Annotated in this window: 18 protein-coding genes and 1 tRNA gene; 11 read left to right on the plus strand and 8 right to left on the minus strand. The window is 55.0% G+C overall.

Annotated elements, in window-relative coordinates; all coding sequences use genetic code 11:
* Positions 1-157 precede the first annotated feature (157 nt).
* Positions 158-829 carry a heavy metal response regulator transcription factor gene (locus tag H7U06_RS12490; protein ID WP_175626476.1) on the plus strand — a complete coding sequence of 224 codons (672 nt, stop codon included), beginning with the start codon at positions 158-160 and terminating at the stop codon, positions 827-829.
* On the plus strand, positions 826-2,226 hold the full coding sequence (locus tag H7U06_RS12495) for a heavy metal sensor histidine kinase (RefSeq protein WP_175626477.1): 1,401 nt from the start codon (positions 826-828) through the stop codon (positions 2,224-2,226). Before H7U06_RS12490 ends, H7U06_RS12495 begins: the two co-directional genes overlap by 4 nt.
* 46 nt (positions 2,227-2,272) lie before the next feature.
* On the opposite strand, the gene frc (H7U06_RS12500) is transcribed toward H7U06_RS12495, so the two are convergent.
* Together frc (H7U06_RS12500) and H7U06_RS12505 are read right to left on the minus strand one after the other, a co-directional pair.
* Positions 2,273-3,523: a formyl-CoA transferase gene (frc, locus tag H7U06_RS12500; protein ID WP_175626478.1), complete on the minus strand. Its 1,251-nt coding sequence runs from the start codon at positions 3,521-3,523 to the stop codon at positions 2,273-2,275.
* Between the two features lie 315 nt (positions 3,524-3,838).
* The gene (locus H7U06_RS12505) at positions 3,839-4,804 is read right to left on the minus strand and encodes a GlxA family transcriptional regulator (RefSeq protein WP_217703465.1); all 966 of its coding nucleotides are present in this window, start codon (positions 4,802-4,804) and stop codon (positions 3,839-3,841) included.
* A 261-nt stretch (positions 4,805-5,065) separates the two neighbouring features.
* Here H7U06_RS12505 and frc (H7U06_RS12510) point away from each other — a divergent pair, with 261 nt between their 5' ends.
* The gene (frc, locus tag H7U06_RS12510; protein WP_175626479.1) at positions 5,066-6,301 is read left to right on the plus strand and encodes a formyl-CoA transferase; all 1,236 of its coding nucleotides are present in this window, start codon (positions 5,066-5,068) and stop codon (positions 6,299-6,301) included.
* Between the two features lie 96 nt (positions 6,302-6,397).
* On the opposite strand, the gene H7U06_RS12515 is transcribed toward frc (H7U06_RS12510), so the two are convergent.
* Entirely contained in the window at positions 6,398-7,792 is a 1,395-nt protein-coding gene (locus tag H7U06_RS12515; RefSeq protein WP_175626480.1) for a DEAD/DEAH box helicase, read from the minus strand.
* Positions 7,793-8,196: 404 nt separating this feature from the next.
* Positions 8,197-8,985 (minus strand): enoyl-ACP reductase FabI, encoded by a 789-nt coding sequence (fabI, locus tag H7U06_RS12520; protein ID WP_175626481.1) that lies wholly within the window; start codon positions 8,983-8,985, stop codon positions 8,197-8,199.
* A gap of 269 nt (positions 8,986-9,254) precedes the next feature.
* Between fabI and H7U06_RS12525 the strand changes: the two genes are divergently transcribed.
* From H7U06_RS12525 to H7U06_RS12540, 4 genes are read left to right on the plus strand one after another with little or no spacing between them, the layout of a single operon-like run.
* Complete coding sequence (locus tag H7U06_RS12525) at positions 9,255-11,075, plus strand: extracellular solute-binding protein (protein WP_175626482.1); 1,821 nt, start codon at positions 9,255-9,257, stop codon at positions 11,073-11,075.
* Positions 11,076-11,085: 10 nt separating this feature from the next.
* Positions 11,086-12,150: a microcin C ABC transporter permease YejB gene (locus H7U06_RS12530; protein ID WP_175626483.1), complete on the plus strand. Its 1,065-nt coding sequence runs from the start codon at positions 11,086-11,088 to the stop codon at positions 12,148-12,150.
* Positions 12,147-13,190, plus strand: a complete 1,044-nt coding sequence (locus H7U06_RS12535; protein WP_175626484.1) for an ABC transporter permease — start codon at positions 12,147-12,149, stop codon at positions 13,188-13,190. Before H7U06_RS12530 ends, H7U06_RS12535 begins: the two co-directional genes overlap by 4 nt.
* Positions 13,187-14,779, plus strand: a complete 1,593-nt coding sequence (locus tag H7U06_RS12540) for an ABC transporter ATP-binding protein (protein ID WP_175626485.1) — start codon at positions 13,187-13,189, stop codon at positions 14,777-14,779. The genes H7U06_RS12535 and H7U06_RS12540 overlap by 4 nt, the downstream gene beginning before the upstream one ends.
* Positions 14,780-14,809: 30 nt before the next feature.
* On the opposite strand, the gene H7U06_RS12545 is transcribed toward H7U06_RS12540, so the two are convergent.
* Both H7U06_RS12545 and gloB read right to left on the minus strand, forming a co-directional pair.
* Entirely contained in the window at positions 14,810-16,393 is a 1,584-nt protein-coding gene (locus tag H7U06_RS12545) for a transglycosylase SLT domain-containing protein (protein ID WP_254873238.1), read from the minus strand.
* Positions 16,394-16,642: 249 nt separating this feature from the next.
* Complete coding sequence (gene gloB / locus H7U06_RS12550) at positions 16,643-17,413, minus strand: hydroxyacylglutathione hydrolase (protein ID WP_175626856.1); 771 nt, start codon at positions 17,411-17,413, stop codon at positions 16,643-16,645.
* A 4-nt stretch (positions 17,414-17,417) separates the two neighbouring features.
* On the opposite strand from gloB, the gene H7U06_RS12555 reads away from it, so the two are divergent.
* The 4 genes from H7U06_RS12555 (at position 17,418) to H7U06_RS12570 (ending at position 19,522) form a co-directional block, all read left to right on the plus strand.
* Positions 17,418-18,197 carry a class I SAM-dependent methyltransferase gene (locus H7U06_RS12555; protein WP_175626486.1) on the plus strand — a complete coding sequence of 260 codons (780 nt, stop codon included), beginning with the start codon at positions 17,418-17,420 and terminating at the stop codon, positions 18,195-18,197.
* Between the two features lie 20 nt (positions 18,198-18,217).
* Positions 18,218-18,652 (plus strand): ribonuclease HI, encoded by a 435-nt coding sequence (rnhA, locus tag H7U06_RS12560; protein ID WP_124575257.1) that lies wholly within the window; start codon positions 18,218-18,220, stop codon positions 18,650-18,652.
* Between the two features lie 40 nt (positions 18,653-18,692).
* The gene (gene dnaQ / locus H7U06_RS12565; RefSeq protein WP_175626487.1) at positions 18,693-19,412 is read left to right on the plus strand and encodes a DNA polymerase III subunit epsilon; all 720 of its coding nucleotides are present in this window, start codon (positions 18,693-18,695) and stop codon (positions 19,410-19,412) included.
* A gap of 35 nt (positions 19,413-19,447) precedes the next feature.
* Positions 19,448-19,522, plus strand: a tRNA-Val gene (locus tag H7U06_RS12570).
* A gap of 65 nt (positions 19,523-19,587) precedes the next feature.
* On the opposite strand, the gene H7U06_RS12575 is transcribed toward H7U06_RS12570, so the two are convergent.
* Both H7U06_RS12575 and H7U06_RS12580 read right to left on the minus strand, forming a co-directional pair.
* Positions 19,588-20,385, minus strand: a complete 798-nt coding sequence (locus H7U06_RS12575) for a hydroxymethylpyrimidine/phosphomethylpyrimidine kinase (RefSeq protein WP_175626488.1) — start codon at positions 20,383-20,385, stop codon at positions 19,588-19,590.
* A 204-nt stretch (positions 20,386-20,589) separates the two neighbouring features.
* Positions 20,590-23,286 (minus strand): EAL domain-containing protein, encoded by a 2,697-nt coding sequence (locus H7U06_RS12580; protein WP_175626489.1) that lies wholly within the window; start codon positions 23,284-23,286, stop codon positions 20,590-20,592.
* Between the last annotated feature and the right edge of the window lie 143 nt (positions 23,287-23,429).

A 23,429-nucleotide genomic window follows, 5' to 3' on the forward strand; every position in this document is an offset into this window, starting at 1 on the left:
GCTACGTTGCTTGTACTCCTTGCTGCTCAACGTATCGATGACTGCAGTGTAGGAAGGCAGTGCGCACACAGACATGACGACAGCATTACAAATTTGTAATCCATCCCCGGTTTGCTATCAGCGAGAATCAGGATTCAGACAAGACGGGAAGTGACGCATGAAAATACTTTTGGTTGAAGATGAAATTAAATCGGGCGAGTACCTGCGAAAGGGTTTGCGTGAAGCAGGTTTTGTGGTTGATTGGGCGCGGGATGGTGCAGATGGTTTGCACCTTGCGCTGCAGGACAGCTATGACCTGATCATCCTTGATGTGATGTTGCCGGTATTCGATGGCTGGCATTTGCTGCGCGAGCTGCGCAAGACACGTGACACGCCTGTGCTCTTCCTCACCGCGCGCGATGAAGTCGAGGACCGGGTCAAAGGCCTGGAATTGGGCGCAGACGATTATCTGGTCAAGCCTTTCTCGTTTATGGAGCTGACAGCGCGGGTACGCACTTTGTTAAGACGCGGCCCGGTACGCGAATCAGGCTTGATCGAGATTGCCGATATGCAGATCGATGTATTGAAGCGCCGGGTGATGCGGAACGGTGAGCGGATAGACTTGACGGTCAAGGAGTTTGCGCTATTGCACCTGTTGGCACAGCGTCGCGGCGAAGTGCTGTCGCGCTCGGTCATCGCTTCGCAGGTATGGGACATGAACTTCGATAGCGATACCAATGTAGTGGATGTAGCGGTACGCCGCTTGCGCGCCAAACTGGATGATGCGCATGCGCACAAGCTGATACAGACAGTACGCGGTATCGGTTATGTGCTGGAGGCGGGAGAATGAAATTGATACGGCATATGTCCCTGACGACCAGGATAGGTTTGTTGTTCTTTCTGGTTGCTCTTTTTACTTTCATCGCGGTGGGCACGTATTTGTATCGGTCCCTGTTCAATCAGCTGGAGTATCGCGATGATCAGGAATTGATAGGGAAGATTACGCTGATGCGCCATCTGGTCGAAGAGTCGGGAAGCAGCGCGGCGATACGCGCCAACCCGCATGCCTTTCTGGATGCCGCCGCCCATCATGACCGCCTGATCGTCATGCTGAAGGAAATGAATGGAGAGACCATCCTGCATACGAATGCTGACCAGGGGCATTTGCCTGTGATTTCGGTATTGCCTGCCGATATGGCGGTCACGCAAAAGGCCATCACTTTGCTGTGGACTTCCCATGGTTTGGCCGCGCGCGCAATTGCAACCAAAAGCAGATTGATGAACGGTGAGCAAATACTCATCGTGGTGGCACGTACGGCGTCGGATCGCATGGAGTTACTGAAGGCTTACCGGATGGAAGTGTGGATAGCGGCGTTGGCCGGAACCCTGCTGGTGGCAATTTCTGGCTACTTTCTGGTGCGGCGTGGCTTGCGTCCGCTACGTATGATTGCGGCGCAAGCCCGATCCGTCACTGCGCATAAATTGGATAAGCGGCTTGATATTGCTTCGGCTCCTCAAGAGCTGCATGACCTGGTGCAAGCGTTTAATGCGATGCTGGATAGACTGGATAGTAGCTTTCAACGGCTCAGTCAGTTTTCCGCCGACCTCGCACATGATTTGCGTACGCCTATCAACAACCTGATGGTGCAGACGCAGGTGGCGCTGGTGCAGGCGAGGAGCGTGGAGGATTACCAGACGCTGCTGATCTCCAATGTGGAGGAGTATGAGCGGCTGGCGCGCATGGTAGAAAGCATGTTGTTCCTGGCGCGCGCCGAACATACGCATGTAGTGGTGAATAAAAGCGTGGTTTCACTGGCGGAAGAGTTGCAGCGTATCGCTGATTACTTTGAAGGCCTGGCGGAAGAAGCGGGGGTACGGATAGCAGTCCACGCGCAAGGCAAGGTCTATGCAGATGCCATCCTGCTGCGACGCGCACTCGGTAATCTGGTGGCGAACGCGATCCGTTATACCCCGCGCGGAGAAGTTATTTCACTGCATGGTGAGACCAGGACAGACGGTGCCACGATACGTATCGTCAATCCTGGCCCCGGGATTGCGACAGAACACATCCCACATCTGTTTGATCGCTTTTACCGTGCTGATGCAGCACGGTCCAACACAGCGAGTTCGGCTGGATTGGGTCTGGCGATAGTGCAATCCATCATGACCCTGCATGGTGGTAAAGTCGCGGTGCGCAGTGAAAAAGATGGTCTGACGGTGTTTGCACTGATATTCCCTGCCAAATAAAAAGCCCCGTCGTAACGGGGCTGTTTGCTCGATCAGTAACGCTGGCTTACACCGCTTCTGCGCTGTGGATCTCGGCGATTTGCTCGGCCGAGTACCCCAGTTCTGCCAGTACTTCATCAGTGTGCTCACCCAGCAGCGGCGAACCTGTGATTTCCACGGTGGCACCGGACATCTTGATGGGGCTGCCGACGGTCAGGTATTTACCGCGGACTTTGTGCTCGACTTCGACGATGGACTTGCTACGACGCAGCGATTCGTCATACGCAATTTCTTTCATCGACAAGACCGGGCCGCAAGGGATGTCGAATTTGCGCAGGATTTCAATTGCTTCGAACTTGGTTTTATCTGCCAGCCAGGTTTCGATGTAGCCAAAGATATCGAAGATCTTGTCTTGACGTGCTTTGGCGGTCGCATACGCAGGATCGTTGACCCATTCAGGTTTGCCAATCGCGCGTGCAGTTGCTTCCCATGCCGTGCCCTGGATGGTGAAGTAGATGTAAGCGTTCGGATCTTGTTCCCAGCCTTTGCATTTCAGGATCCAGCCTGGCTGACCGCCGCCGCCGGCGTTACCACCGCGTGGTACGACGTCGGTGAAAGTGCCGTGCGGGTACTGTGGATATTCTTCCAGTACACCGGTGCGTTCCAGGCGCTGCTGGTCGCGCAGTTTGACGCGGCACAGGTTCAATACGGCATCCTGCATCGAGACGGCAACCTTTTGCCCGAGACCGGTCAGGTGACGATGCTGGAGTGCAGCGAGGATACCGATGGTCAGATGCATGCCGGTGTTGCTGTCGCCGAGTGCCGCGCCGCTGATGGTCGGTGGGCCGTCCCAGAAACCGGTAGTGGTTGCCGCACCACCTGCTGCCTGTGCCACGTTATCGTAGACCTTCAAGTCTTCATAGAAGTGACCATCGCTGAAACCTTTGACCGATGCCAGAATCAGGCGCGGGTTCAGGCTCTGGATGTGCTCCCAGGTGAAGCCCATGCGATCCAACGCGCCTGGTGCGAAGTTCTCGATCATGATGTCCGAGGTACGGATCAGTTTTTCCAGCACTTCCTTGCCCGCTGCTTTCTTGGTGTCCAGTGTGAGTGAACGTTTGTTGCTGTTCAACATGGTGAAGTACAGGGCATCGGCATCTGGAATGTCGCGCAGGGAAGTGCGCGTTGCATCGCCGGAACCTGGACGTTCTACCTTGATGACGTCGGCACCGAACCACGCCAATTGCTGGGCACAGGAAGGACCGGCCTGGACGTGGGTAAAGTCGATAATCTTGATGCCGTCTAATGGCTTACTCATGATATGCATTCCTTTTAATCGTTTGCTTGGCTGGATTGGCATTTTCGGTAGCTAGTCTTGAAAGCGCCTGTTCCAGATAAAAATCACCACTTGAACAAGACGTCTGCGGAGCAGCTGCAAGGCGCTTATCGGATGGTTCGAAAACGATTCTGCACAGTATGGAAAGGCATTGCCACGCCTATTTTTGGCTTGTCCGTAGAAGGTGGAAGCGCGTCATGACATGAGCGCAGATGTGGCTGAAAATGATCTATGTATAAAAAATGGCCATGTGGGTAAATGGCTGAAAAACGACATTTGACGAAATTTCGCCGGGCGCTATTCCTTAGCGGCGAAGCGCCGCCGATACTCGGCCGGGTCTATCGAAATCCGCCGCATAAACGCTTTACGCATCGCATCCAGGCTGCTGAAGCCACAGCGTTGCGCTATGCGTTTCAGTGGCTGCTTTTGTTCTTCTATGAGGCGACGTGCGTGGTCCAGCCTGGCAGCTTCGACGAAGGAGGCGGGCGTGCTGCCGCTTTCCGCTTTAAAGATGCGGGAGAAACTGCGCTCACTCATGCGTGCACGTTCGGCCAGTGCAGGCACTGACAAATCAGCGCGTAAATTGGCGAGTACATACGCTTGTATGTGGCCGATCGCCGAACCTTCCGTTTGTTGTGCTGCGAGGTGGGTACTGTATTGCGATTGACCGCCTGGCCGTTTGACGAACATCACCATCTCGCGCGCGACCCTGAGCGCCAGTTCACGGCCGTAATCCTCTTCCACCATCGCTAATGCCAGATCCATGCCGGCAGTGACACCAGCTGAGGTGTAGAGCTGACCGTCGCGCAGGTAGATGCAATCCGGATCGACTTCGGTGTGTGGGAACATGGCGGCGAGTTTTTCTGCGCTGTTCCAATGCGTGGTGATGCGTTTGCCTTCGAGCAGGCCTGCCATCCCGAGTATCAATGCACCGGTGCAAACCGAACCCATGCGTCGCACATTCTTCGCACGTTTGCGCAGCCACGCATCGCGTGTGCTGTTCTCTGTGATGACGTCGGTATCCGGACTGCCCGCCACCAGTAGCGTATCGATGTTGCCTCTGTATGTTTGCAGTGTGGCGTCGGGTGTGACCTGCAAGCCGGACGAAGATTTGAACGGGCCGGATTCGGTACCTATGATGTGTACACGATAGGCGGAGGCGTCATTGAGTTGGCGCGCCGCTTCCATGAACACATCGGCAGGACCGGCGATGTCGAGTAATTGCACGCCCGGAAAGGCGAGGATGGCGACCTGGATAGTCATAGGCTAGGAAGTAAACCAATTTGGCGGAAAACGACGTAAATATACAGTTTCCGCCAATTCTTTAACAGTTCAAAATAAACGGCATACCGGATGACATGGTCATCGCGACTACCGGGCTGGTCGCGTGTATGGCCATAGAGCATCCCTATTAAATCCCGGCAGCGCATGCAGATACGCAAACATGCTGTTGCCCGGCACAGGCTATCTTGCATGGAAGCCTGGCCTGGATTTCTCCATTTGAACTGAATTAAAGGAAGTACTATGAGTAAAGCGCTTGCAGGTCTCCGCATTCTTGATATGACCCACGTACAAGCCGGTCCTTCGGCTTCACAGTTGTTGGCATGGATGGGTGCGGACGTCATCAAACTTGAACCACCACAAGGCGACATCACACGCGGTCAGTTGCGTGACATTCCTGGTGTCGACAGTCTTTACTTTGGTACGCTGAATTGCAATAAGCGTTCTCTTACCGTGAACATGAAAACGGATGAGGGCAAGGCCATCTTCGCTGACCTCCTGACCAAGTGCGATGTGCTGATGGAAAACTTCGGCCCTGGTGTGCTGGACCGTTTTGGCTTTACCTGGGAGCGGGTGCACGCGATCAATCCTATGATCATCATGGCGTCTATCAAAGGCTTTGGTTCGACCGGTCCGTATGCCGATTTCAAAGCGTATGAAAACGTCGCGCAAGCCATGGGTGGCGCGATGGCGACCACCGGCTTCAGCGATGGGCCACCGTGCGTGTCAGGCGCACAGGTCGGTGATTCCGGTACCGGCCTGCATTTTGTCATCGGCATCCTGGCTGCGCTGCATCACCGCGTGCAGTACGGCGAAGGACAGTACGTCGAAGTAGCGATGATGGATAGCGTACTGAACCTGATCCGTATGAAGATGCGCGATCACGAGCGCCTGCAAAGCGGACCCTTGCCCGAGTACTCGGTACCGACCGAAGGATTGTTTTCAGTGCCGCGTGGCGGTAATGATTCCGGCGGCGGTCAGTTGGGTAATGTCTTGTGGTGCGCGCGCGGTGGTGCCGAGGAATATCTGTACGTCGTGGTGCAGGAAGCCGTATGGCCTGCGCTGGCGAAGCTGGTGGGCGGCGAGCATTTGCTGGAAGATCCGCGCTTTGCCACCATCGACAGTCGTCGTGCCAATCAGCAGGCGATGTGGGCGATCTTGAACGGCTTCGCCGCGCAGTACACCAAGAGTGAACTGATGGCAGTGCTGAATGAAATCGATGTGCCTTGCGGCCCGGTGCTGTCTACCGCCGAGTTGGCAGAGAATGAACATTTGCATGCACGCGAAATGTATATCGAAGTCGACCATGCGCAGCGCGGCAAGTACTGGACGGTAGGGATGCCGATCAAGTTGTCGGCATCGCCCGCGGTGGTGACACCAGCGCCATTGCTGGGTGAGCATACGGATGAGATCCTGCAACAAGTGCTGGGTTATGACGCCTCTCGTATTGCGCAGCTGCGCACTGCCAAAGCTGTCTAGTCCGAAAGATTAAAGCGCAAATAAAAAAGGCCGGGTCTTATGGACCCGGCCTTTTAGTTTGAAGTCAGCAAGACTTCAGTTCTGATTCAGTGTTGATTAACGCTCGCCGAAAGGACGGCGTGTCGCGCCTGCATCACCGGTACGTGGACCTTTGCCGTAGCTGTTGCCGTCTTTACGCGGTGCGTTAGGCTTGCTGAAGGTACGCTGACCCGGTTTGGAGTTGCGGTTGTCGCCTGGTTTCCAGCCACCTGGTTTGTGGTTCGAACGCGGTGCCGAAGCGCTGCGTTTTGGTTCGAAACCTTCGATGACTTCGACCGGGATCAATTGCTTGATGAAACGTTCGATACGTTTAACGTTCATGCTTTCTGCATGGTTCACCAGCGATACTGCGATACCGTTACGACCGGCACGACCGGTACGACCGATACGGTGCACGTAGTCTTCCGGGAATTTTGGCAAATCGTAGTTGACGACGTGGGTGATGCCAGGCACGTCGATACCACGTGCAGCAACGTCAGTCGCTACCAGTACGCGGATCTGGCCACGACGCAAGCCGTCCAGTGTGCGGTTACGTGCGCCCTGGTGCATGTCGCCATGCAGTGCTGCAGCAGCGAAGCCAGCGATGTTCAGACGATCAGCGATGGTGTCTGCATCACGTTTGGTAGCGGTGAAGACCACAGCCTGATCCAGAGTTTCGTCACGCAGCAGGTGATCCAGCATGCGGTTCTTGTGCGACAGGTCATCGACGAAGTGGATGCATTGCTTGATGTTTTCGTGCTTGGTGGCGGAGCTGGCGATCTGGATGATCAATGGATCTTTGGTGATGCGTTTCGCCATGTTGCCGACCATACCGTCGAGGGTCGCCGAGAACAGCATGGTTTGACGGCCTTCCGGTGTTGCTGCGACGATTTTTTCGATGTCGTCGATAAAGCCCATGTCCAGCATACGATCTGCTTCATCCAGTACCAGGATTTGCAGTTGCGAGAAGTCGATCTTGCCCGATTCCATGTGGTCGATCAGACGACCAGGGGTTGCCACCAGAATTTCAGGATTACGCGACAACAATTGCATTTGTTTCGGGTAAGGCATACCACCCAGGATGGATACAGCCTTGACGCGTTTCATGAACGCGCCGTATTTGTCAGTCGATGTAGTAACTTGCAGTGCGAGTTCGCGGGTTGGGGTCAACACCAGCATTTTCGGTTGTGCAGGTTTGAAACGAGGGCGATCGCCACGTGAACGGGCCGATTGCGCTTCTTGGTTAGGAGTTCTGCCGGTTTGCGGCTGGTCGCCTTCGGAGGCGAATTTGTGCAGGGCAGGCAACATGAATGCTGCAGTCTTGCCGGAGCCTGTTTGCGACGAAACCATCATATCGCGGCCTTCAATTGCTGCAGGGATCGCCTGAGCTTGCACACCAGTTGGGGCTGTGTAGCCGGATTCGGTCAGTGCTTTGATGATGGACGCGTGGAGGCCTAGTGATTCAAAAGTCATTATTTTTCTTTCGTGTATATCAGCGCGACAGCGCGCATCGTGGATTGTGTCCACGATGAATGTCTGCGAGTGCGCAAAAAATGCAACGCTAACCAACGAAACAACTAAGAAAGCTCAGAGAGATTTCGGCACAAAAGCTTTGCGCCGGGACGGTGTTTAAGATTCAACACCAGAAGGCGGGAGGGCTTTATCGTTAATGCTAACGGGTTCGCGATGCTGCAAAGTGCGATGTCTGTACAAAGCACAGCGCGCATTATAGTACGGAATGCCCCTGCTGTCGAGTCATGTACTCGGATCGGCGGGCAGACACCGGAAGTGCTGCCTTGCCATCACTTGTGTCTCTGCCAATAAAAAACGCGGCAAAACCTCTGCCGCGTCCTTCATTTACACAGGGGAGGAATGAATTATTCCAGGCCGCCCATGCCGCCAACCACGTGCGAGAAGCCGCCGTCGACGTAAGTGATTTCACCTGTAATCCCGCCCGACAGGTCGGACAGGAGGAAGGCTGCGGTGTTGCCGACGTCTTCAATCGTGACGTTGCGACGCAGTGGTGCGTGATCCTTGACGAAGTTGAGGATCTTGCTGAAGTCCTTAATGCCGCTGGCTGCCAGCGTTTTGATCGGACCAGCCGAGATGCCGTTGACGCGTACGCCTTTCGGGCCCAGCGATTCAGCCATGTAACGAACGCTGGCTTCCAGCGACGCCTTGGCCAGGCCCATGGTGTTGTAGTTAGGCAGTGCGCGCATCGAACCGAGGTAGGTCAGGGTCAGCAATGCTGCGTTCGGGCGCAGCAAAGGCAGAGCTGCTTTAGCCATGGCTGGGAAGCTGTAAGCCGAAATATCGTGCGCAATTTTGAAGCCTTCACGCGAGATGCCGTCGAGGAAGTCACCGGCAATTGCTTCGCGTGGCGCAAAACCGATCGCGTGTACCAGGCCGTCGAGGTGATCCCAGGATTTGCCGAGGTCGGCAAACAAAGCGGTGATTTGCTCGTCGCTGCCGACGTCGCAATCGAATACCAGCGAGCTGTCGAATTCTTTGGCGAATTCGGTGATACGGTCCTTGAAGCGTTCACCGACATAGGTAAATGCGAGTTCAGCGCCTTCGCGCTTGCAGGCGGCAGCGATGCCGTATGCGATGGAGCGGTTCGATAACAAACCGGTGATGAGAATTTTTTTGCCTTGCAAAAATGCCATGAACGACTCCAGTGTCTTCTTAATTAGGTACGCGGGAATAAGCGCGGAATGGGCAAGATTGTAGGGGCTAGCAGGCGCAACGGCAACTTTTGTCTTGATTCTTTGCTTTTTCGGGCTTGGGCCGGGCTACATCGGCAGTGTCAGAGGGCGGCTGTTTCTGTAGAATAGCCAGAACGTCAATATTGGCTATCAGCATGTAATCAGCATCAATATCTGCATCAGCATCCATATGCGCAGGTATTTGTGTAATGAATTCCAGTGACAGGTGTATGGCTAAATTACTTCCTTCTTTTCTGCTGATCAGTTGCCTTTCCTTGCCTGGCTCCGCTGCCTTTGCCGCGCATGCATTCTCCCTCTACGACACGCCCAAATATCCGCCCGGCTTCACGCATTTTGATTTTGTGAATCCGGATGCGCCCAAGGGTGGCGAGTTATTCCTGGCCAATCCGGATCGTCGCACCAGCTTTGATAAATTCAATCCTTTCTCGATGAAAGGGGTGTCGGCAGCGGGTTTGACCACGCTGATGTTTGAAAGCCTGACCACCAACTCCAGCGGCAGTGAAGCGATTACCGATGAAGTCGCGACCATGTATGGTTTGCTGGCCGAGGATATGGAGCTGGCACCGGACCGCATGGCGATGACCTTCCGCCTGAATCCCAAGGCACGTTTCAATAATGGCGATCCGGTGCTGGCAGCAGACGTCAAACATTCCTTCGATACGCTGGTGGCCAAAGGCGCACCGCAGGTTAAATCCCTGCTTGAGAACGTGAAGCAATGCGTGGTGCTGAATGAGCGCACCGTGCGCTTCGACTTCAAGACGCTGAATCGTGAAATGCCATTGATCGTTGGCAGCGTGCCGGTGTTTTCGCGCAAATGGGCGGCGGGTACCGACTTCGACAAGATACAACTGACTGCGCCCATCACGACCGGTCCGTATCTGATCGACCGTTACGATACCGGTCGCTCCATCAGCTACAAGCTGAACCCGAATTACTGGGGCAAGGACATCCCGACGCGCAAAGGCATGTACAACTTCAATCGCATCAACTATCGCTTCTATAACGATAACGTGGCGCGACTGGAAGCCTTCAAGGCAGGCGAGTTCGACCTGGTGGTCGAGAATAGTGCCAAGAACTGGGCGCGCAGCTACATCGGCCCCAAATTCAATAACGGCAGCATCATCAAGCGCGAGCTGGCGCATTCCAACGGTGCGGGCATGCAGGGTTTCCTGATGAATCTGCGGCGTCCGCAATTCCAGGACGTGCGGGTGCGCCAGGCGCTGGGGCTGGCACTCGATTATGAATGGATGAATCGCCAACTCTTCTTCGGTTCCTATAAACGCATTTACTCTTTCTTCAATAACAGTCCGATGGCTGCAACCGGACTGCCTTCGGCAGAAGAGCTGGTGTATCTGGAGCCGCTGCGCAAGAAACTGGATCCGGTCGTATTCGGTGCAGCACCGATCCCGCCTGATACCAATCCTCCCGGCTCGCTGCGTGCCAATTTGCTGAAAGCGGTAGAACTATTCCGTCAGGCTGGCTGGGAATACCGTGACGGCGCTTTGCGCAATGCCAAGGGCGAAGTGTTTGCATTTGAAATCATGGATGACCAGTCCGCGATGACACGTGTGATCGCTGTCTATGTACGCAACCTGCAAAAGCTGGGCATACAGGTGACGCAACGCACGGCTGACTATGCTTTGCTGCAAAAGCGCATGGAAGAGTTTGATTATGATATGACCAGCATCCGCTTCCCGGATGTCAGCACGCCGGGGAATGAAATGTTCGATATGTTTGGCTCCAAGGCAGCGGATGAAAAAGGCTCGAGTAATTTCTGGGGCCTGAAAGATCCGGCCGTCGATCGCCTGGTTGAAGGGCTGGTGGCCGCGGACAGCCGCTCCCAGCTGCAAGGGGCGGCACGCGCACTGGATAGGGTGCTGCTGAATAAATACATCGTGATCCCGCACTGGTATTCATCGACGCACAGGATCGCTTACTGGAATCGTTTTGGCATGCCGGGCAAGCTGCCGCTGTACTACCAGCCAGATCCGTATGTGATTTCAACCTGGTGGCAGGACAAAGCTAAATGAGGATGCCGCGATGAATCTGTGGTCTTACATAATCAAGCGCGTATTGCTGATGCTGCCCACTTTGCTGGGCGTGATCGCGATTACTTTTGCCGTGATCCAGTTCGTCCCCGGCGGACCGGTTGAGCAGGCACTGGTCGAACTGAAGGGACAGTTTGGTGCCGGAGGTGAAGCGGGCGGTGGTGGCGGTGGTGCGCAGTATCGCGGACGGCAGGGTATAGATGCGGAACGCGTGGCTGAGATCAAGGCGCTGTACGGTTTCGACAAACCGCCGATAGAACGCTTCTGGCAAATGCTGAAGGGCTTTGCCACCTTCGACCTCGGACAGAGCTTCTACCATCACAAGGATGTGTGGGAATTGGTGGTATCCAAATTGCCGGTATCGATCACGCTAGGGATGTGGACCTTCTTCCTGACCTATTTCATTTCGCTGCCGCTGGGCATCGCCAAAGCGGTGCGCGAAGGCAGTCGCTTTGATTCACTCACTACCATGGTGGTGCTGGTCGGTTATTCGATCCCGGGTTTTATCCTCGGCGTGTTCCTGCTGGTGATGTTTGGCGGTGGCAGCTTTGTACAGTGGTTCCCCTTGCGCGGCCTGACTTCGGATAACTGGGAGCAGCTGTCGCTGATCGGAAAGGTGCTTGATTACCTGTGGCACATCGCCTTGCCGGTAACGGCATCGGTCGCAGGTTCGTTTGCGGTGATGACCATGCTGACCAAGAACACCTTCCTCGAAGAAATCCGCAAACAGTATGTGCTGACTGCGCGTGCCAAAGGCCTGAGCGAAAACAAGGTGCTGTACAAGCATGTCTTCCGCAATGCGCTGATTCCCCTGGTGACCGGTTTTCCGGCTGCCTTCATCGGTGCATTCTTCACCGGCAGCTTGCTGATCGAAACCCTGTTCTCGCTCGATGGCCTCGGTTTGCTGTCGTATGAATCGGTGATACGACGCGATTATCCGGTAGTGATGGGGACGCTGTATCTCTTCACATTGATAGGGCTGGTGGTCAAGTTGCTGGGCGACCTTTGCTATGTCTGGGCTGATCCGCGCCTGCAGTTTGAAAGCCTGAACTCATGAACGAACTTGCTACCGCAGCGCCGGTTTCACCGGGACGCAGGGTTTGGCTGCGCTTTAAAAAGAATCGTCGTGGCTACTGGAGCCTGGTTATATTCAGTGTGCTGGTGCTCATCAGTTTACTGGCCGAAGTGCTGTCGAACGACAAACCACTGGTGGCGAAGTACAACGGAGAGCTGGTATTCCCGATACTGAAGACCTATTCGGAAAAGAAATTCGGCGGTGATTTTGAGTCGCCAGCAGATTATCTCGATCCGTTTATCCGCGAGCAGTTCGAGAAAGATGGCAACTGGGCGATCTATCCGTTGAACCGCTATCGCTACGACACCCTGAATTACTTTGCGACCTCGCCGAATCCGGCGCCACCTTCTGCCGAGAACTGGCTGGGTACTGATGATCGCGGGCGTGATGTAGTGGCACGCTTGTTGTACGGTTTCCGTGTCTCTGTGCTGTTTGGCCTGGCGCTGACTTTCACCGGCGTGTTGCTGGGTTTGGTTACAGGTGCGATCCAGGGCTACTTCGCGGGCAAGACGGATTTGTTCTTCCAGCGCTTCATGGAAATCTGGGGCGCGATGCCTGAGCTGTATCTGCTGATCATCTTCGCTTCCATTTTCCAACCCAGCATAGGTTTGCTGCTGATCCTGTTGTCACTGTTTGGATGGATGGGTTTGTCGGATTATGTGCGCGCCGATTTCCTGCGTAACCGCAACCTGGAATATGTACAGGCGGCACGTGCACTCGGTTTGTCGAATGGTCAAATCATCTGGCGTCACGTCTTGCCGAACAGCCTGACGCCGGTCGTGACCTTTTTACCGTTCCGCATGAGCGGTGCGATCCTGGCTTTGACCAGCCTGGACTTCCTTGGACTCGGCGTACCAGCAACGACTGCCAGCCTCGGTGAATTGCTGGCACAGGGTAAAAACAATCTGGATGCGTGGTGGATCGCCTTGTCTACCTTTGTGGTGCTGACCATGATGCTGCTCTTGCTGACGAACATAGGCGATGCCTTGCGCAACTCGCTGGATGTGCGGAGGAAAGCATGAGCCTGCTCGATATACAAAACCTGCAGGTGTCCTTCGATACCAGCAAGGTGGTCAACGAAGTCAGCTTCAGCATTGCTTCCGGTGAAAAATTTGCGCTGGTCGGTGAGTCCGGTTCTGGCAAAACGGTGACCGCACTGTCCTTGTTGCGCCTGAATCAGGATGCGACTTACGGCGGCAAGATATTGTTTGAAGGTCAGGACATCCTGCAAAAGACCGAAGCAGCGATGCGCTCGGTGCGCGGTAATGACATCGCGATGATCTTCCAGGAGCCGATGACGGCACTGAATCCCTTGTTCACGATAGGCAATCAGATCGCCGAAGTGCTGATGTTGCATGAAGGCGTCAGTGCGAAAACGGCCGCCTTGCGCACTGTTGAATTGCTGGACAAGACGGGCATCCCTGAGCCGCAACGACGCGCCTTGTCTTATCCGCATGAATTGTCTGGCGGCCAGCGTCAGCGCGCGATGATAGCGATGGCACTGGCGTGCAAGCCCAAGCTGCTGATTGCCGATGAACCGACCACCGCACTCGACGTCACGATACAGGTGCAAATCGTTGAGCTGCTGAATCAGTTGCAGCGCGAAGAGAATATGGCCGTGCTGATGATTACGCATGACCTGAACCTGGTGCGCCACTTTGCAGATCGCGTCGGCGTGATGGAAAAAGGGCGCTTGCTGGAAGTGGCGACGACACAGCAATTATTCAGCGCACCGCGCGAGGCCTATACCAAGAAACTGCTGGCCAGCCAGCCGCACCAATTGGTGAATGTGGTGAGTGAGGCGGCGACGCCCTTGCTGCAGGCCGAGCAGGTCAGCTGTACCTTCGATATAAAAAAAGGCTGGTTCAAGAAACTGCCTTTTGTCGCCGTCGATCAGGTCGACGTGCAGGTCAGGCCGGGCGAGACGCTGGGCATAGTCGGTGAATCCGGTTCCGGTAAATCAACGCTGGGTCTGGCTTTGCTGCGCCTGTCGAGTGCGCATGTAAAAGGTGAAATCAGTTTTGTAGGCCAGTCGATTACCAGCAAGAGTCGCGACGCCTTGCGTCCTTTACGTGCGCGCATGCAGATCGTGTTCCAGGATCCGTTTGCTTCGCTGTCACCGCGTCGTACGGTTGAGCAGATAGTCGGTGAAGGACTGGCTTTGCATCAGCCGCAGCTCGGGCCGCATGGCATACGCAAAGCGGTGGCAGACGGTTTGCAGGAAGTGGGTTTATCGGCGGAGATGATGACGCGTTACCCGCACGAATTCTCCGGTGGACAGCGGCAGCGGATTGCGATTGCGCGTGCGCTGGTGCTGAAGCCTGATTTGATTTTGCTGGATGAACCTACTTCTTCACTGGATGTCTCGGTGCAGCATCAGGTCTTGTTGCTGTTGGCCGATCTGCAGAAGAAATACGGCATGGCTTATATCTTCATCAGCCACGACCTGGCCGTGATACGCGCCATGGCGCATCGTGTGATGGTGATGAAAGACGGCAAGGTAGTGGAGCAGGGTCTGACGCAAACGGTGTTGTCCAAACCAACTGAAGCTTATACCCAGCGCCTGCTGGCTGCTTCGGTCTATGCCCGTCCTGATGAGGTGGTGGTGTAAGCGTCGATGGCGACGCTTACTTGAGCTTGTTTACTTCAGATTGATTTTACCGCTGGCGGATGCAACGTTGATTTTGGCTGGTGCCTTGTTACCAGATTTGTTGGAAGCGACTGTAGTTTTAGCTTTGGTCGATTTGGCAGGGCTACGGCTAGCCTGCTTGGTGGATTTCGCTACAGCCTTGCTCGGTGCCGCTTTGGATTTGTTGTTGCTTGCGACGGCTGCTTTGTACGGTACGTGCAGTTCCAGTTTCTGACCGCTGGCCAGTTTGTCGTGGCTCAGGTTATTCCATGACTTGATTTGCGCGATCGTGACCTTGTAGCGGCTTGCCAGCGTATTGATGGTGTCCTTTTTCTTGACGGTCACATTGATGCGCTTGGTATCCGGTACGTCCGGTGCCATCGCCAGCGTCGCATTGTCGGCGACTTCCTGGGTAATGTCTTTTTGTGCAGTTTCGTCAGTGCGTGGTACCAGCACGGTCGAGCCAGCCTTCAACACCATCTTCGGCGGAATATTGTTCACCTCGCGTATGACTTGCGGCGTGGTGTGGAATTTCGCGGCGATGGTTTCTATGCGTTCACGTGCGCCGGTCACCTTGTGCGCGGTCCATGACGACAGTGCATGGCTCCATTTCGCCAGGTTAGCCTTGAACTTCTCGGCATTGCTTTGCGGCAGCAGGATTTGCGTGTTGCTGCTACCGGTAATCACAGGGCGGTTGAATTGCGGATTCAGTGCCTTGAATTCATCCATGGGCAACTCAGCCAGTTGCGCCGCCAGCTTGACGTCGATGTCGCGGGTTTTGGCGATGCTGACGAAGTAAGGCTGATTATCGACCTTCAGCAGGGTAATGCCGTAGGCGTCTGGTGTAGCGATGATGTTCTTGACCGCTTGCAGCTTCGGTACATAGTTACGGGTTTCTGCTGGCATGTAGGCCGACAGGCTGTTGAAGTCGGTGCCTACGCCTGCTGCTTCTGCTTTCTTGATGGCGCGCTGAACCGAGCCTTCGCCCCAGTTATACGCCGCCAGCGCCAGTTGCCAGTCGCCGAACATGCCATACAGTTTTTGCAGGTAAGTCAGCGCAGCATCAGTCGAGGCCAGTACGCTGCGACGCTCATCCTTGAACATATTCTGTTTCAGGTTGAAGTCGCGACCAGTCGATGGAATGAATTGCCACATGCCTGCCGCTTTGGCGGTCGAATAGGCTTGCGGGTTGAATGCGGATTCGATGAACGGCAGCAGTGCCAGTTCTGTCGGCATGCCGCGTTTTTCCAGTTCTTCAACCACGTGGTACAGATACAGCGAAGCACGTTTGGTGGTGCGGCCGATGTAATCAGGGCGCGAGCTGTACCAGATGGTCTGGTTGATCACCAACTGGTTGTCGGTCAGGTCAGGTATGCCAAAGCCCTTGCGGATACGCCCCCAGACGTCATCTTCACCGGTGACGACAAATTCACTGAGGGGATCGTTGGCGAGGGAGGGATTGTCTTGCAGGGCTGCGTCTTTTACCCAGTTGTAGGGCGGTAGCGAGAGATCGCTGGCGTGGGAGAGGCCGGCGAAGCTTAGCAGGACGGCGGCGGTGATGGTTTTGTAGGGCACTTTAAAATCGGATGTAGGCATGGGATCTCGCAAAATTACCGACCCATGAGCAGCCGGTTGAAAAGGATAATGGCCGAGTGTAAGTAATGCGCATTTTGCTAGTCAAGACAATTTACACAACAGCTAGTGTTTATCGCCCGTTTTTACACTAAAGGCAGATATCAAAAAGATAATATTTCTCTCGAAAAACCGGCGTTTGCCGGTCTTTGCTTGCTCATGGGGAATTATTCGGGGTGTTGATAAGAAAATACTGAAATTGCTGGCAGCCTGCTAGAAGTTATTTTTCCACTCGCGCAGGGCGGCGAAGACGGTGACCGGATCGCCATTTTGGGCTTTGCCATTGGCTACCATGTGCTGCGCTATCGCCGGGACACGCGCACGCAGGAAGGGATTGGTCGATTTCTCCAGGCCGATATTCGACGGTACGGTCGGGATATTTTGCTTGCGTTTGGCCTGTTCCGCCTCGAAGCGGGCTGCCAGTGCGGTATTGGCTGGTTCTGCCGCCAGCGCAAAGCGCAGGTTGGAGATGGTGTATTCGTGTGCGCAGTAGACTTTGGTGTCATCCGGCAGCGCGGCTAGCTTGTCGAGCGAAGCCAGCATTTGCGTCGGCGTGCCTTCAAAGATGCGGCCGCAACCACCCGCGAACAGTGTGTCTCCGCAGAACAGCCAGCCTTGCTCTGGCGCGACGTAAGCAATGTGGCCCAGCGTGTGGCCGGGTACATGCAGGACCGATAATTTCAGGCCGAGTTCAGGAATGGTGACGCTATCGCCTTCATCCAGTGGCTGCGTGACGTTGGCGATAGGGTCTTTGCGCGGTGCATAGACCGGGACTTTGAAATGCTGCAACAAAGTAGATACACCGCCGACATGGTCACTATGGTGATGAGTCAGTAGAATAGCGACCAGAGAAAGTTTATGCGCTTCCAGCGCGGCAAGTATCGGTTGGGCATCGCCCGGATCAACCACGGCAGCATGGACGCCATCGTGGATAATCCACAGGTAATTGTCGTTAAAAGCGGGAACAGTCAGTACACTCAACATACGCATGGAAACATCTTCTACAGAAAAGTCCATTATATCCCTCGGCCCCTGGCTTGAGACAGCGACCGGCAACTATGTGCGGGATTGGGAACACGCGCGTCTGGATGAGTTGACTGTAGACATCTTTGGTTTCAACGCCACCCAGATCGGTTTGCCGCAAATCCAGGCCTTGCGTGCCAACCGCATGCCGCACACCTGGTTGACCGACACCGGCTTTCCGGCCAAGGGGCATGACAACGAAGCGAAGCCGCTGGTGGTGGTGCAGGATTTTGAAGAGTTGCCGTATGCATCGGCCAGCATAGACCTGGTCATCCTGCCGCATGCCTTGGAGTTCGCGAAGGAGCCGCATCAGGTGCTGCGTGAAGTTGAGCGTGTGCTGATCCCGGAAGGGCAGGTCATCATTTGCGGCTTTAATCCGTATAGCTTCTGGGGTGCACGCCAAATCATCGGACGTCTGAGTGAATCCTACTTTCTGCCGCAACAAGGTGAATTCATCAGCCTGCCACGCGTGAAGGATTGGCTGAAGTTATTGAATATGGAAATCAGTGGCGGTTACTTCGGTTGCTATGCGCCACCGTGTGAAACCCAGAAATGGCTGGATCGCTTTAACTTCCTGGAAAACATAGGTGAGCGCTGGTGGCCTTACCTCGGTGCAGTTTACGTGGTGCAGGCAGTCAAGCGCGTGCGTGGCATGCACCTGATAGGCCCGGCCTGGAAAACACAAAAAGCCACTGCGCCGCAAGGCGTACCGGCGACCAACAAAATACATAAGTCACACAAGTAGCAGAGAGAAAAGAAAGCAGCATGGACAAGATAGATATATATAGCGATGGCGCATGCAAGGGCAATCCTGGCCGTGGCGGCTGGGGCGCATTGCTGGTAATGGGCGAGCATGAGAAAGAAATATTCGGCGGCGAACTCAACACCACCAACAACCGTATGGAACTGAAAGCAGTGATCGAGGCGCTCAACTTGTTGACGCGTCCGTGCGAAGTGGTGGTGCATACCGATAGCCAGTACGTACAAAAAGGCATTAGCGAATGGATACACGGCTGGAAAGCGCGCGGCTGGAAAACCGCGTCCAAGGAACCGGTCAAGAATGTAGACCTGTGGCAGGAGCTGGATGCAGCGCAGGCGCGTCATAAAATCGAATGGCGCTGGGTGCGCGGACATAACGGCCACGCAGGTAATGAACGCGCCGATGCGCTGGCCAATCGCGGCGTTGAAGTCGCTGCCTGAGTGCAGCAATTATTTTTATACTTTTGAATACTGATTAAGCATGCGACAAATTGTTCTCGATACCGAAACGACAGGGCTGAACCCACGCTCGGGTGATCGCATCATTGAAATCGGTTGCGTTGAGCTGGTAAACCGACGCCTGACCGGTAATAACTTCCATCACTACATCAATCCGGAGCGCGACTCGGAAGAGGGCGCGCTGGCAGTGCACGGATTGACCACAGAATTCCTCAGCGACAAACCGAAGTTTGCGGAAATCGCCGACGAGTTCCGCGACTACATCGCCGGTGCGGACGTCATCATCCATAACGCACCGTTCGATATCGGCTTCCTCGATGCCGAGTTGAAGCGTGTTAACACGCCGACTTTCAAGGAGCATGTAGGCGAAGTCATCGATACGCTGGTGCAGGCCAAGGAAATGCACCCGGGCAAACGTAACTCGCTGGATGCACTGTGCGATCGTTACGGCATCTCGAATGCACACCGCGCATTGCACGGCGCGTTGCTCGATGCGGAATTGCTCGCAGAAGTCTATCTGGCGATGACGCGTGGTCAGAACAGCCTCAGCATGGATTTGGGTGGCGGTGACGTCGATAGTGATGGTGTGGTGCTGGAAGCGGTAGCGATAGCACCGGTGCAGTTGCAACTGGCCAGCGAGGAAGAGCTCGCAGCACACGCAGTGCTGGTAGAAGGTCTGGACAAGCAAGTGAAAGGGCAATCCATCTGGCGCAAGCTGGAGTCGGAGTCTCCGGAATCCTGAGCAACTGCTGTTTTATGAGATAATTTGCCGACTCCGGGAGGTTAGCTCAGGGGTAGAGCGATCGCCTCACACGCGATAGGTCACAAGTTCGAAACTTGTACTTCCCACCAGATTCCATAAAAAAGCCTGACGATTATTCGTCGGGCTTTTTTGTTTTACGTCTTGCGCTTACTTCTTAAGCGCAGAAATCCAGCGGCAAACGGCGTGGGAAGTGCTGTCCTTTACCCGATCGATCCGCATCACGCAATGTACGCCAGGTGTAAGCCAGGGCATTCTCTACAGCCAGCACCGGTGCTTCACCCAAAGCCAGGCGACCAGCCAGTGTACTGGCCAATGTGCAGCCCGAGCCATGATAGTTACCGGGCAGGCGATCACAGGTAAAGGTATGTGAGCTGCCGTCACGGGAATACAAGCGGTTATGTACTTCCTGCTCGTCACCGTGACCGCCAGTGATCAACAGATGCTGGCAGAAGGGTAGCAGCTTGGCCGCGCATTCATCCGCCGTACCGTCAGGCAATTCGGCCAGTATGCGTGCTTCCGGCAGGTTTGGTGTAACGACAGTTGCCAGTGGCAACAGACGTTCGCGCATTGCATAACCGACTTCATCCTTGCCCAGTGCACCGCCGCCACCCGCACGCAAGACCGGATCACACACTACCGGTACATTCGGCAGGCGTTGCAGGATGCTGGCAACGGTGTCCACCATTTCAACCGAACCCAGCATGCCGAGCTTGATACCGGCGATAGGCAAGTCGGTAATCACGGCTTCGGCTTGCGCCAGTACCCAGGCGGAATCCAGTACCCGGAAATCGGAAACGTCGACCGAGTTTTGTACGGTCAGTGCGGTGACGGTAGGCGCAGCGTGGCAGCCTTGCGCCATCAGTGCTTCGATATCTGCCTGCAGACCGGCACCACCACTAGGATCGTGGCCGGAAAGACAAAGGACGACAGGGCGGGAACTGGAAGTATTCATAGTGCTGATTAACTCTTTAAACATGGTGCTTACACAAGCAAATTCCACCGGGAATGACGCAAGGATAAGCAACCTGAAAAAACGGTTCACTCAAGGTTGGAACCGGACTAGCTCGCCAGACGCGTTGCGCCCGCCATTATAGCCGCGACTGCAGCAGAAGGGCCGAATAGGGAAGCCCGATCCGGAAACAGCGCCGTGGCAGGATCAGGGGAAGAGATTTTGCTTGCGTATCATGTCGGCAATATTGTCTGCCGGTAGCGGCCAGGCCACGTAGTAGCCCTGTACCTCGTCGCAGGACAGGGTTTGCAGGATATGCAGTTGTTCCAGCGTTTCCACGCCTTCTGCCACCACGCGCATGCCGAGCGCCTTGGCCATGGAGACGATGGCGGTGAAGAAGATTTCGCCATCTTTGCCACGCCCCAGTTGCGAGGTGAAGGCTTGGTCTATTTTGAGAATGTCCATGTCCAGTCTTTGCAACAGCGACAGCGAGGAGTAGCCGCTGCCGAAGTCATCGACGTGTACCTTGATGCCCATTTCATTGATGGCTGTCAGTTCATCAAAGATGTCGCCGATGTTGCGCATCATCGCTGATTCAGTCAGTTCGATTTCCAGCAGCGAGGCCGGAACGCCATATTTGGCGAGGCTGGCCGCCAGCGATTTCTTGACCTTGCCTTCATTGAATTGATGCGGTGAGACATTGACCGATACCGGCACGGCATCCACGCCTAGCCTGAGCCAGGTCGCCAGTTGTGCGCAGACTTTGTCCACGACCAGTTCGCCTATAGGATTGATGAGGCCGGTTTCTTCTGCCAGGCTGATGAAGTCGTTCGGCATCACGAGGCCGCGGGTCGGATGCTGCCAGCGTATCAAGGCTTCTATACCCAGCAATTTACCAGTCTGGGTTTGCACGCGCGGCTGGTAGTAGATGATGAACTGGTCATCACGGATCGCCTGTTGCAATTCCTGTTCGGTGTTGATCCGCATCTTGATGTCTTCATACAAGGTGTGATCGTAGAAACGGAATTGGCCCTTGCTGCCTGTTTTGGCAGCATACATGGCGATGTCGGCATTCTTGACCAGGGTTTCCACATCCTGTCCATCACGCGGGAAGATGCTGATGCCGATGGAGCCGCCGATTTTGTTTTTTTGTGAACCGGTATCACGTGAGAAGTCGAAAGGTTCGCGCAAGACCTGGTTGATGCGAAAAGCGATATGCGCGGCTTCTTCTTCGCTATGGATGGCTTCCAGGATGACGGTGAATTCATCGCCGCCTATGCGTATGACCTTGTCAGTCGGGCGCAGCACCGAGCGCAGTCGCTTGGCGACCGTGCACAGCAATTGATCGCCTGCCGAATGACCGAGCGTGTCGTTAATGTTTTTGAAGTCGTCGAGATCGATGAAGAGGATCGCCAGCATGGTGCCTTGTGCCTTGGCTTTCTCAAGGGCTTTCGGCAGATAGCCCATGAACCAGTGGCGATTCGGCAGCGCGGTCAGGCCGTCTTCCGTTGCCATGCGCGACATTTCACGTTCGTGGCGCTTGGGTTCGCTGATGTCGCGCAAGGTGACCGCCAGGCCGTTTTCGGAGCGGACGAATTTCCGCTTCAGCCACTCGGCATCCACCGGACTGTCTGGCGGGACTTCATAGTCGTCTTCAAAGAAACCGGTTTCCATCGCGATGCGATAAGCACGCATTACATTGTCAAAGTATTCGCCGGAGTAAAAGTCCGAGACGCGGACGCCGGTGAATTTGTCCTTGCTCATGTTGTAGAAGGACGCACCTTTTTCATTGCAATCCACGACCTGGAAGTCGGTGATGTATTCGTTGCGGTCGCGGGTCGGCAGCAGGATGTAGAAACCTTCATTGCCGCCTTCGGTTGCAATGCGATAGGTTTCGCGGATCGCATCGGCTTGCTGTTTGCGCCACGCCAGTCGTATCGACATCCACATCGCAGCGCTGGCAAACAGGAGCAGCAGGGCACTGCCGACGATAGCAATCTTGCGATACATGGCAAGATTGTTTTCATAGGGCAGCAGGATGTCTTCCTTGCTCAGGCCGACCATCACATAGAAGGGATAGCCCTTGATCTTTTGCGTCGCGATGAAGTGGGTGTCTATGTCGGAATACTGACGGGCATTGCCGACGACGTTGGGTGCCGTGTACTCAGCGCGCAGCGGGAAGGAAACCAGCGAGAGCGCATCATCTTTGCGGCCGCGCATTTGCGCAACACGCTCGACGCCGTCATTGCCGATAAAGGCCAGCACGCCATCATGTCCGAGGATAGGATCGTCGGAGAACAGCGTGAAGAATTCCGGTGCCAGGCCCAGTACCAGCACGCCAGCGAAGGTACCGTCTGCATTCTCGAGACGACGTGTGACCTGGACGATTCTTTCCTTGCTGAGGCGTCCTATGGTCGGCGTGCTGATACGCAGTTCGGTGGACGCGTTCTGTGCATGGAATTTGAAATACTCGCGGTCAGCGACCGTGAACATTTGGGTGACCGGGATGCTGGTGGTGAGTGGGTGGCCATCCACGTCATAAATGGCGATGGATGAGAATTGCGGCACATTCAGCAAGCCTTTGCCTATCATCTCTTCAAAGCCGAGATAGCCCTTGGATTGCTCCCAGCCGTATTTGATTTGCTGCGCCAGTTGATCGAGCTGCTCTATGCTCCTGGTCAGGTACTGTGCATAGGCCTTGGAGATGGAGACAGCCTGTTTGGCTGCATTCTCTTGCAGGATGCGTTTGTCGTTTTCCAGCTTGGAATAAACCACGCCCCACAGCAGGGCGATCAGCAATAGGGCCGACAGCGGCCACAGGATCACAAGGCGCAGATGCCTTTGGATAAAGCTGATTTTAGGTGAACTATCGCGCGGGTAATCACCTTGGTTTTTCGCATGCATAAGAATAGTCAACCGAGCATAGGTTATGTTCTGTGATGGAAACTAGACGAGGTAAGCGAGCGATAGCGGAAGAATGCGACTCTACGCTTGCTCATGGAACTGACGAATGTGCAGTCCGGGAGGTCGAAGAACGGTTCTTGCGT

It is taken from the genome of Herminiimonas sp. Marseille-P9896, assembly GCF_903993245.1.
GTDB classification, from domain to species: Bacteria; Pseudomonadota; Gammaproteobacteria; order Burkholderiales; family Burkholderiaceae_D; genus Oxalicibacterium; species Oxalicibacterium contaminans.

Coding starts and splice junctions, on each gene's coding strand:
- H7U06_RS12490 (WP_175626476.1), top strand. CDS start 158: ATGAAAATACTTTTGGTTGAAGATGAAATTAAATCGGGCGAGTACCTG.
- H7U06_RS12495 (WP_175626477.1), top strand. CDS start 826: ATGAAATTGATACGGCATATGTCCCTGACGACCAGGATAGGTTTGTTG.
- frc (WP_175626478.1), bottom strand. CDS start 3,523: ATGAGTAAGCCATTAGACGGCATCAAGATTATCGACTTTACCCACGTC.
- H7U06_RS12505 (WP_217703465.1), bottom strand. CDS start 4,804: ATGACTATCCAGGTCGCCATCCTCGCCTTTCCGGGCGTGCAATTACTC.
- frc (WP_175626479.1), top strand. CDS start 5,066: ATGAGTAAAGCGCTTGCAGGTCTCCGCATTCTTGATATGACCCACGTA.
- H7U06_RS12515 (WP_175626480.1), bottom strand. CDS start 7,792: ATGACTTTTGAATCACTAGGCCTCCACGCGTCCATCATCAAAGCACTG.
- fabI (WP_175626481.1), bottom strand. CDS start 8,985: ATGGCATTTTTGCAAGGCAAAAAAATTCTCATCACCGGTTTGTTATCG.
- H7U06_RS12525 (WP_175626482.1), top strand. CDS start 9,255: ATGGCTAAATTACTTCCTTCTTTTCTGCTGATCAGTTGCCTTTCCTTG.
- H7U06_RS12530 (WP_175626483.1), top strand. CDS start 11,086: ATGAATCTGTGGTCTTACATAATCAAGCGCGTATTGCTGATGCTGCCC.
- H7U06_RS12535 (WP_175626484.1), top strand. CDS start 12,147: ATGAACGAACTTGCTACCGCAGCGCCGGTTTCACCGGGACGCAGGGTT.
- H7U06_RS12540 (WP_175626485.1), top strand. CDS start 13,187: ATGAGCCTGCTCGATATACAAAACCTGCAGGTGTCCTTCGATACCAGC.
- H7U06_RS12545 (WP_254873238.1), bottom strand. CDS start 16,393: ATGCCTACATCCGATTTTAAAGTGCCCTACAAAACCATCACCGCCGCC.
- gloB (WP_175626856.1), bottom strand. CDS start 17,413: ATGTTGAGTGTACTGACTGTTCCCGCTTTTAACGACAATTACCTGTGG.
- H7U06_RS12555 (WP_175626486.1), top strand. CDS start 17,418: ATGGAAACATCTTCTACAGAAAAGTCCATTATATCCCTCGGCCCCTGG.
- rnhA (WP_124575257.1), top strand. CDS start 18,218: ATGGACAAGATAGATATATATAGCGATGGCGCATGCAAGGGCAATCCT.
- dnaQ (WP_175626487.1), top strand. CDS start 18,693: ATGCGACAAATTGTTCTCGATACCGAAACGACAGGGCTGAACCCACGC.
- H7U06_RS12575 (WP_175626488.1), bottom strand. CDS start 20,385: ATGAATACTTCCAGTTCCCGCCCTGTCGTCCTTTGTCTTTCCGGCCAC.
- H7U06_RS12580 (WP_175626489.1), bottom strand. CDS start 23,286: ATGCATGCGAAAAACCAAGGTGATTACCCGCGCGATAGTTCACCTAAA.